This window comes from Natrinema sp. CGMCC1.2065 (genome assembly GCF_051225675.1).
GTDB lineage: Archaea > Halobacteriota > Halobacteria > Halobacteriales > Natrialbaceae > Natrinema > Natrinema thermotolerans.
Genome location: NZ_JBPJSJ010000001.1, coordinates 624876 through 640395 on the forward strand (window position 1 = coordinate 624876; position 15520 = coordinate 640395).

11 protein-coding genes, 3 tRNA genes, 1 rRNA gene, 1 other RNA gene and 1 pseudogene are annotated in these 15520 nt (G+C 64.7%); 14 read left to right on the plus strand and 3 right to left on the minus strand.

From position 1 onward, the window contains the following. Positions 1-34: 34 nt before the first annotated feature. From ACSBP4_RS03125 to ACSBP4_RS03135, 3 genes are all read left to right on the plus strand, one after another. A complete protein-coding gene (locus ACSBP4_RS03125) occupies positions 35-1702 on the plus strand; it encodes an Hvo_1808 family surface protein (RefSeq protein ID WP_435551335.1) in 1668 nt (555 codons plus the stop codon). A gap of 69 nt (positions 1703-1771) precedes the next feature. Further along, the gene (locus ACSBP4_RS03130) at positions 1772-3220 is read left to right on the plus strand and encodes an Hvo_1808 family surface protein (protein ID WP_435551336.1); all 1449 of its coding nucleotides are present in this window, start codon (positions 1772-1774) and stop codon (positions 3218-3220) included. A gap of 38 nt (positions 3221-3258) precedes the next feature. Further along, entirely contained in the window at positions 3259-4422 is a 1164-nt protein-coding gene (locus ACSBP4_RS03135) for a nicotinate phosphoribosyltransferase (protein WP_049965572.1), read from the plus strand. A 63-nt stretch (positions 4423-4485) separates the two neighbouring features. Here ACSBP4_RS03135 and ACSBP4_RS03140 read toward each other — a convergent pair whose 3' ends face one another. Continuing rightward, complete coding sequence (locus ACSBP4_RS03140; protein WP_435551337.1) at positions 4486-5085, minus strand: TIGR00296 family protein; 600 nt, start codon at positions 5083-5085, stop codon at positions 4486-4488. Between the two features lie 213 nt (positions 5086-5298). On the opposite strand from ACSBP4_RS03140, the gene rnpB reads away from it, so the two are divergent. Continuing rightward, an RNA gene (gene rnpB, locus ACSBP4_RS03145) (RNase P RNA component) lies at positions 5299-5670 on the plus strand. 85 nt (positions 5671-5755) lie between these two features. Beyond that, the gene (locus ACSBP4_RS03150) at positions 5756-6151 is read left to right on the plus strand and encodes a hypothetical protein (protein ID WP_435551338.1); all 396 of its coding nucleotides are present in this window, start codon (positions 5756-5758) and stop codon (positions 6149-6151) included. A 480-nt stretch (positions 6152-6631) separates the two neighbouring features. On the opposite strand, the gene ACSBP4_RS03155 is transcribed toward ACSBP4_RS03150, so the two are convergent. Beyond that, positions 6632-6704: transfer RNA gene (locus ACSBP4_RS03155), tRNA-Arg, on the minus strand. A 277-nt stretch (positions 6705-6981) separates the two neighbouring features. Here ACSBP4_RS03155 and ACSBP4_RS03160 point away from each other — a divergent pair. The 3 genes from ACSBP4_RS03160 to ACSBP4_RS03170 all read left to right on the plus strand — a co-directional run bounded on the left by ACSBP4_RS03160 (position 6982) and on the right by ACSBP4_RS03170 (position 10006). After that, entirely contained in the window at positions 6982-8469 is a 1488-nt protein-coding gene (locus ACSBP4_RS03160) for a single-stranded DNA binding protein (RefSeq protein WP_435551339.1), read from the plus strand. Positions 8470-8535: 66 nt separating this feature from the next. Further along, complete coding sequence (locus ACSBP4_RS03165; protein WP_006182678.1) at positions 8536-8967, plus strand: histone family protein; 432 nt, start codon at positions 8536-8538, stop codon at positions 8965-8967. Between the two features lie 4 nt (positions 8968-8971). Beyond that, positions 8972-10006, plus strand: coding sequence for a histone deacetylase family protein (locus ACSBP4_RS03170; RefSeq protein WP_435551340.1), 1035 nt, complete (start codon positions 8972-8974; stop codon positions 10004-10006). Positions 10007-10015: 9 nt separating this feature from the next. Here ACSBP4_RS03170 and cca read toward each other — a convergent pair whose 3' ends face one another. Further along, positions 10016-11416, minus strand: a complete 1401-nt coding sequence (gene cca / locus ACSBP4_RS03175) for a CCA tRNA nucleotidyltransferase (RefSeq protein ID WP_435551341.1) — start codon at positions 11414-11416, stop codon at positions 10016-10018. A gap of 95 nt (positions 11417-11511) precedes the next feature. On the opposite strand from cca, the gene ACSBP4_RS03180 reads away from it, so the two are divergent. The 6 genes and pseudogenes from ACSBP4_RS03180 to ACSBP4_RS03205 form a co-directional block, all read left to right on the plus strand. Then, positions 11512-11584 (plus strand) — tRNA-Asn (locus ACSBP4_RS03180). A 164-nt stretch (positions 11585-11748) separates the two neighbouring features. After that, positions 11749-12333 (plus strand): MogA/MoaB family molybdenum cofactor biosynthesis protein, encoded by a 585-nt coding sequence (locus ACSBP4_RS03185; protein WP_435551342.1) that lies wholly within the window; start codon positions 11749-11751, stop codon positions 12331-12333. Between the two features lie 95 nt (positions 12334-12428). Next, a tRNA-Ile gene (locus ACSBP4_RS03190) sits at positions 12429-12503 on the plus strand. Positions 12504-12866: 363 nt separating this feature from the next. Further along, the gene (locus ACSBP4_RS03195; protein WP_435551343.1) at positions 12867-13712 is read left to right on the plus strand and encodes a hypothetical protein; all 846 of its coding nucleotides are present in this window, start codon (positions 12867-12869) and stop codon (positions 13710-13712) included. A gap of 171 nt (positions 13713-13883) precedes the next feature. Beyond that, positions 13884-14653 (plus strand): annotated as a pseudogene (locus tag ACSBP4_RS03200) (DUF6920 family protein). Positions 14654-15223: 570 nt separating this feature from the next. Beyond that, a 16S ribosomal RNA gene (locus ACSBP4_RS03205) occupies positions 15224-15520 on the plus strand; the annotation flags it as partial.

Below are 15520 nucleotides of genomic sequence, written 5' to 3' on the forward strand. Positions count from 1 at the left end.
ACATTCCTGTTCAAACGGATAGCTATCACATCGTATGAGATCGACCTCCGCCCGTTCGTCCGTCGCCCTCCTCGCAGTCGTCCTCGCCGCAGTGTTGGTAACCGGCGGGGTCGCCGGACCGGTCGTAGCGACGACCCCGACTGCCGACTCGAGTAGCGCGATCGATGCTTCGCCCGCCACCGAGTCGATCGCTGCCTCGAGCGCAGTGACGGAACCGCAGGCAGACCGCCCCGCCGACCCCTCGACCGAGGACACCGTCGGCTACGTCGAGGGCTACTGGTACGACGACGAACTACCGGTCGACGACCGCAGTGACGCCGTCGTCGACGAGTCCGAACTCGACGCCGTCGTCTACCGGTCGATGGCCCGCGTCGAGCGGATCCGGAACCTGACCTTCGAAGACGGCGTTGACGTCGATGTCGTCACCCGCTCGGAGTATCAGGAAACCAACGACGACCGGTTTACCAATGTCACCGACGCTGACCGTCTCGAGGGCAACGTCGGGTACGAGGCGCTGTTTATGGTCGACCGGGACACCGACGCGATGAACTCGACGAAGTCGGTCTACGGCGGTTCCGTCGCCGGCTACTACGACCCCGAAACCGACGAGATCGTCATCGTCTCGAACAACCCCGAGACGCCGGAGTTAGACGAACTCACGCTCGGTCACGAACTCGTCCACGCCTTGCAGGACCAGCGGTTCGATCTCGAGTCGCTCGAGGGGACGACCCAAGACAGCGATACCGGGATAAGCGGCCTCGTCGAGGGCGACGCCAGTCATGTCGAAAACGAGTACGAGCGTCGGTGTCGTACCGACTGGGACTGTCTCACGCCCAGCGGTAGTGGTGGGCAGGGCGGCGTCGGCGACGTCAACTGGGGGATCTACTTCAGCATCTACCAGCCCTACAGCGACGGCCCCGACTACGTCGACCACCTGCGCGAGCAGGGGCCGGGCTGGTCCGCGGTCAACGCCGCCTACGACGACCCGCCGACGACCACCTCGGCGGTGATTCATCCCGGTTCCGACCGCGAACCGGCGACCGTCTCGGTGCCGGACCGCTCGAGCGAGGACTGGCGACAGCTCAGGATCGACGGCGAGGTGGCCAACGACACCGTCGGCGAGGCGGGGATGGTTGCGATGTTCGCTGCCGACACGGTCGATCGGAACCGCGAGTCGGTGATCAGCGCCGACGACTTCTTCCGGGGCGGCACCGGGGAGTACGACTACGACCAGCCGGCCACCGACGGCTGGGCCGGCGACGAACTGGTCGTCTACACGAACGACGACGCCGACGCCGCGAGCGGCCCCGGTGCGGCCGGCGACGCCGGCTACGTCTGGCGGACACAGTGGGACACGGTAGACGACACCGAGCAGTTCGTCGACGCCTACGGTCAGTTGCTCGCGACCCACGGTGCGGAATCGGTCGAGGACCGACAGGACACCGCCGTCATCGAGGACGGCGGCTACGCCGGCGCGTACTACCTCGAGCGCGACGGCCGAACGGTGACGATCGTCCGCGCGCCGTCGGTCGCGGAGCTGCCGAACGTCGAGGCCGGTGCCGCGCCGGCAGGCGAGAACGAACTCCTGACCCTCGAGGAGGGAGCCGAGACCGTTCCCGGCTTCGGCGTCGGGGTCGCGGCGATCGCGCTCGCACTGGCGGCGGTCGTCGCCCGCGTCGCCGCCGGCCATGGACGGAACTGACCCTCGGGCGGATCCCGGTACGGCCCCCCGACCGATGACTCTTTGATCGCGTCGCCGAATACCCACCCAATGTCTCGAGTACGGCTGTTCGCCGTCCTCGCGCTCGTCGTCCTCTCGGGCTGTGCCGTGCCCGGCACCTCCGACGGGTTCGACACCGATCGCGACCTCGGCTACGTCGACGACTACGCCCACGACGACGTCTTTTCGTTCGACACGAGCGACGGCCTCACCGAATCCCAACTCGAGGCCGTCAAATACCGCTCGATGGCGCGGATCGAGGTCGTTCGCGGGCTCAAGTACGAGCGCGACGTCGACCTCGAGATCGTTACGCGCGAGGAGTACCGCGCCCAGCGAGGGGCGACCCGCGGGAACGGCTCGGCGTTCCGAAACGAGGTCTGGCGCGGTGCCTTCCTCGTCGACGGCGAGACGGATGTCGACCGGGCGTTCGATGACCTCTATGCCGATTCGATCCAGGGCTACTACGTGAACGATCGGATCGTCATCATCGCCGACGACGCCGACGAGATCCGGATCGACCGGCGGACGCTGGTCCACGAACTGACCCACGCCCTGCAGGACCAGCACTTCGGCATCGGCCGCGAGAGCGAGACGATCGACGGCCTACGTGCCGAGAACGGGCTGCTCGAGGGCGAGGCGGGCTACGTCCCCGCTCGATACGATCGCCGTTGTGGCGCGGCGTGGCAGTGTCTGCCGGACCCACAGCCGCCGGCAGCCAGCGGCGAGGCGCTCACCCGGCGGCCGTTCAACGCCGGGCTCTTCCTCTCGATCTACGCTCCCTACGCCGCGGGGCCGCCGTTCGTCGCCGATCTCCACGACCGTGGCGGGTGGGCGGCCGTCGATCGCGCTCACGACGATCCGCCCCGGAGTACCGCACAGCTGCTCCACTCCGAGCGGTATCCCGACACCGAGCCGGTTTCCGTCGAACTGACGGATCGCTCGAGCGACGGCTGGGACCCCGTCTCGGACGACGGCGAGCCGCGGACGGAGACGATCGGCGAGGCGACGCTGTTCGCGACGCTGTGGGCAAACGGCGTCGTCGACCGGCCGCTCACCCGCGGAGCCGGCGAGCGATCGCCGTACAACTACAGCCATCCGGCGACCGCTGGCTGGGCCGGCGACGGGTTGCAGGTCTATCAGGCGACCGACGACACCGACCGGACGGGCCACGTCTGGCGGCTCGCGTGGGACAGTTCGGCCGACGCACGCGAGTTCGCCGACGCCTACCGCGGACTCCTCGAGAACCGCGGGGCCGAACGAGTCCGGACGGCCGGCGACGGCGTCTACCGCATTCCCGACGACGAGTCGTTCGACGGCGCGTATCGTGTCTCCGTCACCGACGACCGCGTCGAAATCGTCGGCGCGCCGACCGTCGACGCACTCACGGCGATCCGTCCCAGGGAAACGGACACGCGGCCAACGCCGTCGCTCGAGGCGGCGGACCGACCGTTGTCGGCCGCCGCTCCCTCGGTCTCGCCGGCGACCGTCGCCACGCCGTAGACGGGCAGCTTTTTTGTCTCCCACGGGAAACCGACGATATGTCAAACCCGTTCGGCACCGTTCCCCCGGACGCGATTCTTGCGGGGGAAGCCACCGACGCCTACTTCGAGCGGACCCGGGCGACGCTCGAACACGCGGACAAGAACCCACACGTCGTCGCCGAAGTCACCGCCGACCAGTTCCCGACCGGCGATTTCGACGTTTTCACCGGCGTGAAAGACGTCGCGACGCTGTTCGAGGGCCGCGACGTCGACGTCGACGCGCTCCCCGACGGCCAACTGTTCGACGGCGGCCCCGTCTGCCGGATCGAGGGCCCCTACCTCGAGTTCGCCGCACTCGAGACCGCGCTGCTTGGCTTTCTCTCGCAACCGAGCGGGTTCGCGACGGCCGCGCTCGAGGCGCGGGTGGCCGCGCCTGACTCGCTGGTGCTTTCCTTCGGTGCGCGCCACGTCCACCCCTCGATCGCGTCGACGGTCGAGCGGGCCGCGCTACTGGCCGGACTGGACGGCTTCTCCCACGTCGCGGCCGGCGAGATCCTGGGAAGGGAGGCCGGCGGCACGATGCCCCACGCGCTCATGTTTTGCTTCGGCGAGGGCAACCAGGCCGACGCCTGGACGGCCTTCGACGAGGCCGTCGGCGAGGACGTGCCCCGCATCGCGCTGGTCGACACCTTCTGGGACGAGAAAAGCGAGAGCCTGCTGGCCGCCGAGACGCTCGGCGACGACTTGGACGGCGTCCGGATCGACACCACGGGATCCCGCCGGGGCGACTTCCGCCACATCATCCGCGAGGTCCGCTGGGAACTCGACGCCCGCGGCCACGAGGACGTCGACGTCTTCTGTAGCGGCGGGCTCGTGCCCGAGACGATTCGCAACCTACGGGACGTCGCCGACGGCTTCGGCGTCGGAAGCCACATCACCGGCGCGGACTCGGTCGACTTCAGCCTCGACATCGTCGAGATCGAGGGCGAGCCGATCTCCAAGCGCGGCAAGCTGTCGGGGGTCAAAGACGTTTCCCGAACCCCCGACGGCGGCCACCACGTCGCGCTGGCCGATCGCGAGGCACCCGACGACGCCGAGTCGCTGTTCGAGCCGCTGGTCCGGGACGGCGAGGTCGTCCGGGAGTTCGACCTCGAGGCGGCGACCGATCGCTGTCTGACCGACGCCGCTGCCGTCGACTTCGGCTCGACACTCGAGGAGTAGTTCCGGACGACAGCCGTCGCTGTGCGTTCGAGACGGATCGAGCGGCGGAAAACAACGTGGCGTCTAGATCTCTTCGATGCTGCCGTCGGCCTCGCGCTCGCGGAAGACCTGCCCCTCGAACAGCGTCACGACGACGTCGTCGTTCTGCCAGGCCCCCGGGGAGAGCTTCGCCTTCCGGCAGGTCCGATCGAGGTACTCGCGGGCGCTCCAGTCGTTTTCGACGTGTACCGTCGGGTAGAGCCAGCCGCCCTCGCCGCCGTCGATGGCGACGCCGTGGGTCCCCAACTCGAGGTCGGCCAGCGGATCGTCCGTCAGGACGACGCTCTTGACCGTACAGACCGACACCGTGAGGTTCGGCAGCTCCGAGGGGCTGACCTCGGAGCCACAGGAGTCCTCGCTGGCGGCCTCGATGGCCGCGTCGACGATGACGTGGCCGAGCTGGTCGTCCGAGTGGTAGCCGCCCGCACAGCCCCGCAGGCTCCCCCGGCCGCGGGTCGACTCGAGGCGGACGAACGCCCCGGTCCGCTCGTAGAAGGCTTCGCGCATACTGCCCGGTTGTTCTCGTTGCCCGTGTTGTACGTAGGATTCGACGGATTCTCGCGCGAGTTCGACCGCGCGAGCCCCGTCTTCGTAGGAGAGGTCGACGCCCTGTCGCTGGGACATACAGATGGACAAGGGGATAGTCGTCCTAAAACGCTTCCATTCGTCACTGGGTGGTTTTTGAGACCCCGATCGGGGGACTTATTCGCCCCACGAGCCTATACCCAGTGGGAGAGAGAGCCCGGCCGCCGCGATGGTCGTACCGGTGACGGTATGACCACCCAACGTGATCCATCCCGACGGGATGCATCACGCTCTAACGTGGCCCATCTCTTCGAGATGCGCCACGCCCGCGAGGAAAGTCCCCCCACCTGTTCGGGCAGGTGACCGGACGCAAGTCCGGAGCGGGAGACCGCTGGCTCTGGAACAGAAACGACACGTCTCGGCCCGACCGATGACGCGTGCGAATCCGACCGAGAGGAAGGAGAGTTGACCCGCAGAGGGCGGCGGTCGCAGTGACGTGGTTCGAAACCACAGGTCGTGTTCGTCACGGCCGACCGCTCACGGACGGCCGAGGAACGATGGAACGGCGAACCCTCACCGGTGCAAGTCCGCGCCGTGGTAGCCCGAACGCCCCGCGGCACCGCCGCGGACGGCGCGGACGCTCAGCCGAATGCCGGGCCGAACAGAAGGGGGCTTACTCCTCTCACCCAGTTTTCGCCCTCGAGCGGTCGCTATCCTCGCAGAAACCTCTGACAGAAGTTATTTATTCGCTGTCACGCTCGGTTCTGATATGAACAGCCGCGAAGTCGTCGTCTATCTCGGAGCCATACTGCTGGCGTTCGTGGGGTTACTCGTAGCTGGTCTTGTGGCATCTGTCCTCGAGTTCAACTCAGACATGGTGGAGATCGCAATGTTGCTCGTGTTCTACGGGATCGCACTCGGCGGCGGCCATCTGTACCTCGCGCTCCGAAACGAGGGCAGCGACGTGCCACCGTCCGCACGATGGCGATATCTCGCGGTTCTCATCATCCTCCTCGTCGCAGGTGCTGCACTCGCCGTTAACGGTGAGCAGACCATCGCAACGATCGAACTCAGGACGATCGGACGGGCCGTTATCGGCGTGACGATCGTCGGCTACGTCCTGACTGAAGCCGTCGACGGCTATCGGACGGTTCGCTCGAGTTGATTCGCCAATTTCCGCGGACACGTTTCATCGACATCAGCCGCTCGCTTCGCTCACGGTTTGGTGTCGGTAGATGCGTCCTGACGGAGTCCAACGCGAGCGCTAGCGAGCGTTGGGCACGGAACGTCGGAGACGTTCCGAAGATTTGAACACGGGAAGACGGTCGCTCCCTTCGGTCGCGCTGTCGTTCGAGAGAGCTTCGCTCTCTCGTGACTGAGCGAATCGAAGATTCGCGAGGTCCGCGAAACCGAAGGTTTCGCTTGATGACGAAAGACGCCTTTGGCGTCTTTCGAACCACGACTTCCCTGCTCAAATCTCCGTGTTAGAGTTTCGCCGACACCAGCCGCTCGCTCCGCTCGCGGTTTGGTGTCGGCAAAAACGCGTCCTGACGGAGTCTCACGCGAGCGATAGCGAGCGTGAGGCACGTCAGGACCGAACGACGCAGCGAGTGCTGAACATCGTGAAGCACTCGTAAGGAGTGAGCGTCCTGACGGAGATTTGAACTCCGGTCCCTGGCTCCGCAAGCCAAGAGGATAGTCCACTACCCTATCAGGACTCATCTCTTCATACCCCGGTGAACATTAAAGCCCTTTCGAAAGGCCCCCGTCGTCGTCCCTGATTCACATGGTCTGCACGTGAAGGTTTATATACAGAACCGGGGCCAGTCGAGGGCGTGACTCCCCACTGGCACCCCCTCGAGCGAGCGGTCGACCGCGGCGGTTCGACGCGATCAGAATCGACCGACGGAGCCGGATCGTCGGCCGCCGTCCGGGCCTGGCCGGGACGCCGAATGGATAACGCTTATGCGCGGGCTACCCATGCACGAGCATAGAATGAGCGATATCGAGGGCGTATACGAGGACCTCGAGGCCGACGTCTCCCTCGAGGAGTTTCGCGAGGCCGTCGAGCAGAAAGTCGAGCAGATGGGTGGGCTCGCGGACGAGGAGACGGCGGCGATGCTCATCGCTCACGAGATCGGCGAGAGCGAAGTCGGCGGGATCGCCGACATCGAGCCCGGCATGGAGGAGGCGAAGTTCGTCGCCAAGGTGATCTCGATCGGCGAGAAACGAACGTTCGAACGCGACGGCGAGGACGAGGACGGCCAGGTCGTCAACGTCGAGGTCGCCGACGAGACCGGCTCGGTGCGGGCCGCCTTCTGGGACGACCACGCCGAGGCCGCGATCGGGGAACTCGAGGAGGGACAGGTCCTCCGGATCAAGGGCCGTCCCAAGGAGGGCTTTTCCGGCGTCGAAGTCAGCGTCGACGACGTCGAACCCGACGACGACACCGAAGTCGAGGTGCAGGTTTCCGACACCTACGCCATCGAGGACCTCTCGCTCGGCCTCTCGAACGTCAATTTGGTCGGTCTGCTGCTCGATACCGACAGCGTCCGCACCTTCGACCGCGACGACGGCTCGGAGGGGAAGGTCTCGAACCTCGTGCTGGGCGATTCGACCGGCCGAATCCGCGTCACGCTGTGGGACGAACGGGCCGACCTCGCGACCGAACTCGAGGCCGGGACGACCGTCGAGGTCGTCGACGGCTACGTCAAGGAACGCGACGGCCAACTCGAGTTGCACGTCGGCAACCGCGGCGCGGTCGAGGAGGTCGACGAGGAAGTCGAGTACGTCCCGGAGAGTACGCCCATCGAAGACGTCGAGATCGGTCAAACGGTCGATCTCGCCGGCGTCGTCCGTTCGGCCGACCCCAAGCGGACCTTCGACCGCGACGACGGCTCGGAGGGACAGGTCCGTAACGTCCGCGTTCAGGACGCGACCGACGACATCCGCGTGGCGCTGTGGGGCGAGAAAGCCGACATCGATATCGGCCCCGGCGACGAGGTCGCCCTCGGCGATGTCGAGATTCAGGACGGCTGGCAGGACGACCTCGAGGCCTCCGCGGGCTGGCAGTCGACGGTGACGGTCCTCGAGTCCGACTCGGGGGCGGCCGGCGAGGGGGAGGCCGACAGCTCGAGCGACGAGAACGCGGGCCTGTCCGCGTTCGCCGGCGACGGAAGCGCGGCCGAGGAGACCGCGGCCGACGGAACCGGTACGGCGGACTCGACTGGTGACGGCGAGTCCGGCGACGCGGCGGCTAAAACCGCCGCCACCGACGGCGCTGCCGTCGCCTCCGACGAGCCGACCGACGGCGAGGAACTCGAGTTCACGGGCGTCGTCGTGCAGGCCGGGAGCCCGGTCGTCCTCGATGATGGAGAGACGACCATGAGCGTCGCGACCGACGTCGACGTCGGGCTCGGCGAGGAGGTAACCGCCCGAGGGGTCGTCCGCGACGGCCGCCTCGAGGCAAACGACGTGTTCTGAGGTCGCGAGCAACCTCATCGAGCGCCTAGGAAAAGCGTTAAGGGAGTTAGCTTCGCCTATGAATATATGAACGTCGAACTCCCGTTCGCCCCGGTGGATACGATCATCCGGCGGAACGCGGGCGATCTTCGGGTGAGTGCCGACGCGTCGAAGGAACTCGCAACGCGGATCCAGGAACACGGGAGCGAACTCGCGATCGACGCCGCCGAGGAGGCGACGGCGGACGGGCGCAAGACGCTGATGGCCCAGGATTTCGGCGTCGAACGCGTCGTCGACAAGGACGACCTCGAGTTACCGGTCGCACCGGTCGACCGCATCGCGCGACTCGAGATCGACGACCGATATCGCGTCTCGATGGACGCCCGGGTGGCACTGGCCGACATTCTCGAGGACTACGCCGACAACGTCGCCCGCGCGGCGGCGATCCTCGCGCGCCACGCCGACCGGCGAACGATCACCGACGACGACATCGAGACCTACTTCTCGTTGTTCGAGTGAGCAGATGCAGTTCGGCTACAGCGAGATCTGTCTCGCACACGATCCCGGTTCGCGCCACCCCGAGTCGCCGGACCGGCTACGGGCGATCCGCAAACGGCTGCAGAAGAAACACGGCGTCGAGTACGTCGAGGCCGACCCCTGCGACCTCGATGCGATGGCGACCGTCCACGAGCGCGAGTACCTCGAGTCGGTCCGGGAGTTCTGTGCTGACGGCGGCGGCAGCTGGGACCCCGACACCACCGCCGTCGAGGAAACGTGGGACGCGGCCGCCCGGAGTGCGGGGTTAGCCTGTTGGGCCGCCGAAGAAGCCCTCGAGGGAGCGACGGGCCGCGAGACGCCCTTCTCGATCGGGCGTCCGCCGGGCCACCACGCGGTCTACGACAACGCGATGGGGTTTTGCTTCGTCAACAACGTCGCCGTCGCCGCCCAGCACGCACTCGATCACGACGCCTACGACGTCGATCGGGTCGCGATCATCGACTGGGACGTCCACCACGGCAACGGCACGCAGGACATCTTTTACGACCGCGGTGACGTCTTCTTCGTCTCGCTCCACGAACAGGGGCTCTATCCTGGCTCCGGCGATATCGACGAGACCGGTGCGGGCGACGGCGAGGGGACGACGATGAACATTCCCATGCCGGCCGGTACCGACGACGGCGAGTATCTCGCCGCCGTCGACGGCCCAATTGCCGCCGCACTCACCGACTTCGATCCCGACCTCCTGTTGATCAGCGCGGGCTTCGACGCCCACCGTCACGACCCCATCTCGCGGATCCGACTCTCGACGGAGGCCTATGCCCTGTTGAGCGACCGGGTTCGAACCCTCGCCGAAGATACCGACGCCGCGCTTGCTTTCATTCTCGAGGGAGGATACGGCCTGGACGTCCTCGCCGACAGCGTCGCGATGGTCCACGAGACCTTCGACGGCCGCGAACCGATCGAGCCCGACGACGAGCCCGACGACAACGCCGAATCGACCCTTGAGGACGTCCTCGAGGCACACGACCTCGACGTCGAACTGGACGATCACTACTAGCGATCCGGCTCAGGGTCGCGGCTCGAAATAGGCCGCGAGTTCCGCACCGAACGTCGCGATCAACGCCGTGACCTCCTCGCCGACCAGCACTTCGTATCCGTCCTCGAGCGCCGTCTCGACGTGTGCGCCCAGTCCCACGTCGAAGAGCCGGTCGCTCTCGAGGAACTCGCGGGCGGTCGTGAACTCCCGCTCGCGCTCGGTGACGTACCGGTCGTCCTCGATGAACGGGCCGTACGACTTGGGATCGTCCGCGTAGGCGCCGTAGAACCCGTCGGCATGGTCGCGAACGTGGACCGGTGGCCCCTCGTGGCGCTCGACCCCGGGCCGTTCGCTCACTGCGAGTTCGACGAAGACGACAGCGGTCCCGTCGGCCATCGTCGTCGCCCGGAAGACATCGAACCCACGATCGTCGAGCCCTCGCGTGATTCCCTCCAGTGACTTCCGGAGCTGTGGATAGAGCTGGTCCTCGACGAGGTCCGGGGCGTCGAAACGGACGGCGACGGGGGTCGTCCCCCGGCGCTCGAGGTGGTCGCGCAGCTCCGCTTCGGTCAGCGGCGCAACCGTCTCCGGCTCGAACCATGCCGACCGCGGCGATTCGAGGAACGCCCGGGCGTAGTGTTGGAACCGGGCGACGTTCGCCGCCGAACAGACGGCGGCGACGTTGCGCTCGGGATCGGTCGGATCGATGATCACCAGCGGATCGTCGAACGTCTTCGTCCCGTGGTCCTCGGGATCGAGTTCCACCGGCGGCCGCCAGTCCGCTGCGGCCTCGAGCAGCGGTCGAAAGCCGCCGTACTCACACACGAGGAGTTCCGTGAGATAGCCGCTGAACCCCCGCGTTCGGAGGTCACTCCCGTAGACGCCGATCCCCTTGAGGAACTGCTTCGTGAGCCGAACGTCCCCCGCAAGCTCGTCGTCGAGCCATTGCTGGAGATACTGCGTATGAAACGGCGTGCGGTCGACGGCCGACCGAATCTCCGTCGCGGACTCGAGCCGGAAACAAGGGACCACGTCGATATCGAACCCCTCGACCTCGCCCTTGACGTAGGGGTGTTCGGCGTACTCCTCGTGGCCCGACGGCAGGGTCGCGTGGCCGACCGCGAGGCCGTACTCCTCGAGAGTCTCACGGTCGAGTTCCGGCGGAAACCGAACGAAGATGTCGATGTCGCGATCGCCGGCGATCCAGGTGTTCCGGGCGGTCGAGCCGACCTGCAAGACGTCGGCCCCGTCACAGCGCTCGGTCGCCGCGGCCTCGGCCCGGTCGATGAGACGGTCGGCGACCTCGCGAAGCCGCGTCCGTTCCGCCTCGTCGGGGGTCACGCGATCACGAACCTCGGCGAGTACCGCCTCGAGATCGCGATCTCCGTCTCCATCCTCGGGTCCGTCCCGGTCAGCGTCCTCCTCGCTCATCGACCGAGCGTACTCGAGCGGTGCGTGAAAGGGTGTCGAACCCGCTGCAGGCAAAACGAAAGCCCTATCAAATACACCCGACTATCGGAGGATAGGCCGAAGTAGCTCAGATGGTAGAGCACCTCGCTGTTAACGAGGTTGTCCCAGGTTCGAGTCCTGGCTTCGGCGTCTTCTTCCCGACGCCGTGATCGATAGCATCGACTCTCCTCGCAGGTCGTAGTCGCCCGCCGGAGCATGGCGCAGATGCACTCTCTGCGTCTCAGCGATGGCAGCCAATGCATGACCTTGCCTTTGGGGGAGGGATTAACCACCTCCGCCAGCCATGTGTACCTATGACCGCCGATCACGACGATCGCCGGAGTACCGACGACCACGGCCACGACCTCATCAACCCGCTCCACGTCGGCATCGTTACCGTCTCGAGTTCGCGCGCACGCGAAGACGATCCTGACGACCCGGGCGGAGACACTATCCGTGACTGCTTCGAGGGCGACGGCCACGAGGTCCGAGCCCGACTACTGGTCCGAGACGACTACTCGGCGATCCGAACCGCCGTCCGGCGGCTGGTCGCCCGTCAGGACATCGACGTCGTCTGTACCACTGGCGGGACCGGTGTCACCGTCGATGACGTCTCGCCGGAAGCGACGTCGTCCCTGTTCGAACGTGAACTGCCCGGCTTCGGTGAACTGTTCCGCTCGCTCTCCTGGGACGAAGTCGGCACGCGGGCGATGGCATCACGCGCGACCGCAGGTATCGCCGTCAACACGCCGGTCTTCTGTCTGCCCGGTAGCAAAAGCGCCTGCGAAACCGCCTGCGAGGAACTGATCGTCCCCGAAGCGCCACACCTCGCGGGACTGGCGACTCGCCATCGGACCGGGGCGACCGATCAAACGCTCGCGGAGTACCGAGACGAGTAGCCGGCACGTCCACCGGGCAGTTGGGTCCCCTACGTTTCCCTCGAGCGGACCGGACAGCAAACGTTAATTAGTGCGCACGATTGGTCCCGACTGGAGGGCCCTTAGCTCAGTCCGGTGAGAGCGCTCGGCTCATAACCGAGTGGTCGATGGTTCGAATCCGTCAGGGCCCATGGAGTGCTGCTCGCGTCTGCTCGCAGCACAGAATGACTCCCTATTGATTCGAAGCAGGGAGGTACTTTGCTCCGACCGGGATTCGAATCCGTCGGGGCAATGATTACTGGAGACCACACGCTTAACCCTTAAATCGGAGATATTCGTTATTTTGTCGGCTTCGGCCCAATGATCAGCCATGACTTGCAGGGTCTGAGACGGCTATCTTCGAAGCAATTCTCGATCTTCATACCCGTACGTATACAGTGTCTTAGGACGATCGTTTCGGGAGATGAAGCCCTATACCGAATGCAACGTCCTCTTATTGCCTCTGTCGAAGACCGTGCTGGCTCACTGCGACACCAGGTGGAGTTACAACTGAAATGGTAGACGTGTCCCAGTCACCGATCCCCCGATCGTACCGGCTCGCATCGCTCGCGACGCTGGTGCTGACGACAGTTGCCACCAGCGTCGGACTGTTCGTCCCGAACTTCTACCGCGATCACCCAGTATTGCTCCCCCAGATATACGGGCAAGACCTGTTAACGCTCGTGGTTGGCGTCCCAGCTCTCGCTATCTCGCTGTACTACGCGAACCGTGGGTCGCTACGGGGCTACGTCATTTGGCTCGGCGTGACTGGCTACCTATTGTACACCTACGCCTCGTACGCCTTCATGACCGCGTTCAACGAACTGTACCTCGTGTACACGACGTTGCTCTGGCTGACGTTGTTCACGTTCGTCGGTGGGATGGTTCGACTCGACGCAGCAACGCTGAAACGCGACCTAGGCAAGGCGTCCGTTCGCCCCTACGTCGCCTTCCAGCTCTTGCTGGCCGTCTTGGTCTCGTTGCTATGGCTCTCGGAGATTTTGCCGGCGACCCTTGAGGGGACGTCGCCGCTGGCCATCGGCGAGGCGGAACTCCCTACCGCAGTTATTTATTCGCTGGATCTGGGCATCATCGTCCCTGCATTTGTTCTGACAGCCTACTGGCTCTGGAACCGTCGGGCCTGGGCATACGCGTTCACCGCCGTTTTGCTCGTGAAGATTGCCACACTCGGTGGCGCCGTCCTCGCAATGATCGTTTTCATGACCCTCGAGGGGCAGGCTGTGCCGCTGCCCCAGATACTCATCTTCGGAACGCTAACGGCTATCAGTCTGTGGCTGATGGGTCGATTTCTGATGGCGATCGGTTCTGAGTCCAACCCGGTCCGGGAAAGAACATCGTAGATGGGCCTCGGGTATCCGACGACTGTCCGTGAAATACGCTTAAGACGCGGGCCGCGGTCCTGTACCTATGCGATACGTACGTATTCTCAAACGCATTATCAGTGTGTCCGTCGCTCTCTTCATCGTCGCTCTCGCCGGAACCGTCTGGCGCCAGCATGAGACGGCCCGCGCGTGGACGAACTTCGTCAGTCCGCGAACAGTGGGTTCGAGGCGGCGTTCACGGACGACGACGTCGAAGGAGTACCTGGCCCTGTCCGTGAGTACCTGACTAATGTACTCCCACAGGGACAACCGTATGTTGACCAGGTCCGACTCGAACAGACCGGTAAACTGCGCCTAGGTGATGCGTCGTCACCGTGGAAGCCGTTCACCGCGACACAGCACGCCACCGTAGATCCGCCGGGATTCTACTGGGACGCGTCGATCAGACTCGCCCCGCTTCTCTCGTTGCGCGTCCGTGACCTGTTCTGTGACCGCGAGGGCACTGCGAGCGTGTCCCTGTTCGGTGTCATCCCACTCGACAGCGCCACTTCGAGTCCGGAGTTAGAAGAAGCAGAATTGATGCGCTATCTCGCCGAGGCGGTCTGGTATCCGACTGCGCTCCTTCCCGCAGCGGGTATCGAGTGGGAGTCGATCGATGACAGTACGGCAAAAGCGACCGTCGAGGACGGGGAGTATCAGCCTCCCTTCCGTTCTCGTTCAACGAAGACGACGAGGTGACCAGGGTCTACGCCGATCGATATCGACGCGTGGACGATGGCTACGAACTGATGCCCTGGTCCGGTTACTGGCGGAACTACGAGACACAGAACGGCGTGACCGTGCCAACAGAGGGGGAGGTCGTTTGGCACCTTCCGGACGGTGACGTACACGCATGGCAGGGAAGGGTCACGGATATACAGTACGACGAACTTCGTTCCTGTCGTGGACGTAACCGATGACCCTGACTCTCTTTGCCTCGTCCGAATCCGATACCGGACAATGACTCCCCCTTCGTCCACCGACACTGCACGAGGCGGTCACAGCCCATGACGGTCTGTGAGTCGACTCGAACGGCACGGATCAGGCCGACAAGCGAAGCGAACTGTCTCCGATGTTTGATCGGCTCTCAGTATGAACGGCTGTCATTTCGGGGGAGATAATTGGAATACTGTCCCATAACCGTGTGTGGGACTCCCTCTCTGTGAAGTATCGGTTCGTAGGCCTTAAGTAGTAACCAGCGATTGTGAATATATACGAAGAAAGAGGCGGCGTGCGTGACGCACTCCGTCTCCACGGATGATTCGAACCCGAAGGGGTTATATACTCCAGACGGTCTACGAATACATCCGAAGGAAATGAGGATTCCACCCCTGCGGTCCGCCGTACAGATGGGATCTGATGTTAGCCTTGGTAGTTCGGTGACGCTCGATCGGTCAGACGACCGGCGTCAGCGAACGTGGACCCATGTGTGAGTGTGTACCAACATTCACCGCCAAACAGACCCTCCCCAACTGGGGAGATCATATAGCATTCCGGTTGATCCTGCCGGAGGTCATTGCTATTGGAGTCCGATTTAGCCATGCTAGTTGCACGAGTTTAGACTCGTAGCAGATAGCTCAGTAACACGTGGCCAAACTACCCTATGGATCCGAATAACCTCGGGAAACTGAGGCTAATTCGGAATACGATTCACTGCCTGGAGTGGCATGAATCCGAAACGCTCCGGCGCCATAGGATGTGGCTGCGGCCGATTAGGTAGACGGTGGGGTAACGGCCCACCGTGCCCATAATCGGTACGGGTTGTGAGAGCAAGAGCCCGGAGACGG

Bases quoted from the DNA above. Each gene is read 5' to 3' on its own strand.
- ACSBP4_RS03125 (WP_435551335.1), top strand. From the start codon at position 35: ATGAGATCGACCTCCGCCCGTTCGTCCGTCGCCCTCCTCGCAGTCGTC.
- ACSBP4_RS03130 (WP_435551336.1), top strand. From the start codon at position 1,772: ATGTCTCGAGTACGGCTGTTCGCCGTCCTCGCGCTCGTCGTCCTCTCG.
- ACSBP4_RS03135 (WP_049965572.1), top strand. From the start codon at position 3,259: ATGTCAAACCCGTTCGGCACCGTTCCCCCGGACGCGATTCTTGCGGGG.
- ACSBP4_RS03140 (WP_435551337.1), bottom strand. From the start codon at position 5,085: ATGTCCCAGCGACAGGGCGTCGACCTCTCCTACGAAGACGGGGCTCGC.
- ACSBP4_RS03150 (WP_435551338.1), top strand. From the start codon at position 5,756: ATGAACAGCCGCGAAGTCGTCGTCTATCTCGGAGCCATACTGCTGGCG.
- ACSBP4_RS03160 (WP_435551339.1), top strand. From the start codon at position 6,982: ATGAGCGATATCGAGGGCGTATACGAGGACCTCGAGGCCGACGTCTCC.
- ACSBP4_RS03165 (WP_006182678.1), top strand. From the start codon at position 8,536: ATGAACGTCGAACTCCCGTTCGCCCCGGTGGATACGATCATCCGGCGG.
- ACSBP4_RS03170 (WP_435551340.1), top strand. From the start codon at position 8,972: ATGCAGTTCGGCTACAGCGAGATCTGTCTCGCACACGATCCCGGTTCG.
- cca (WP_435551341.1), bottom strand. From the start codon at position 11,416: ATGAGCGAGGAGGACGCTGACCGGGACGGACCCGAGGATGGAGACGGA.
- ACSBP4_RS03185 (WP_435551342.1), top strand. From the start codon at position 11,749: ATGACCGCCGATCACGACGATCGCCGGAGTACCGACGACCACGGCCAC.
- ACSBP4_RS03195 (WP_435551343.1), top strand. From the start codon at position 12,867: ATGGTAGACGTGTCCCAGTCACCGATCCCCCGATCGTACCGGCTCGCA.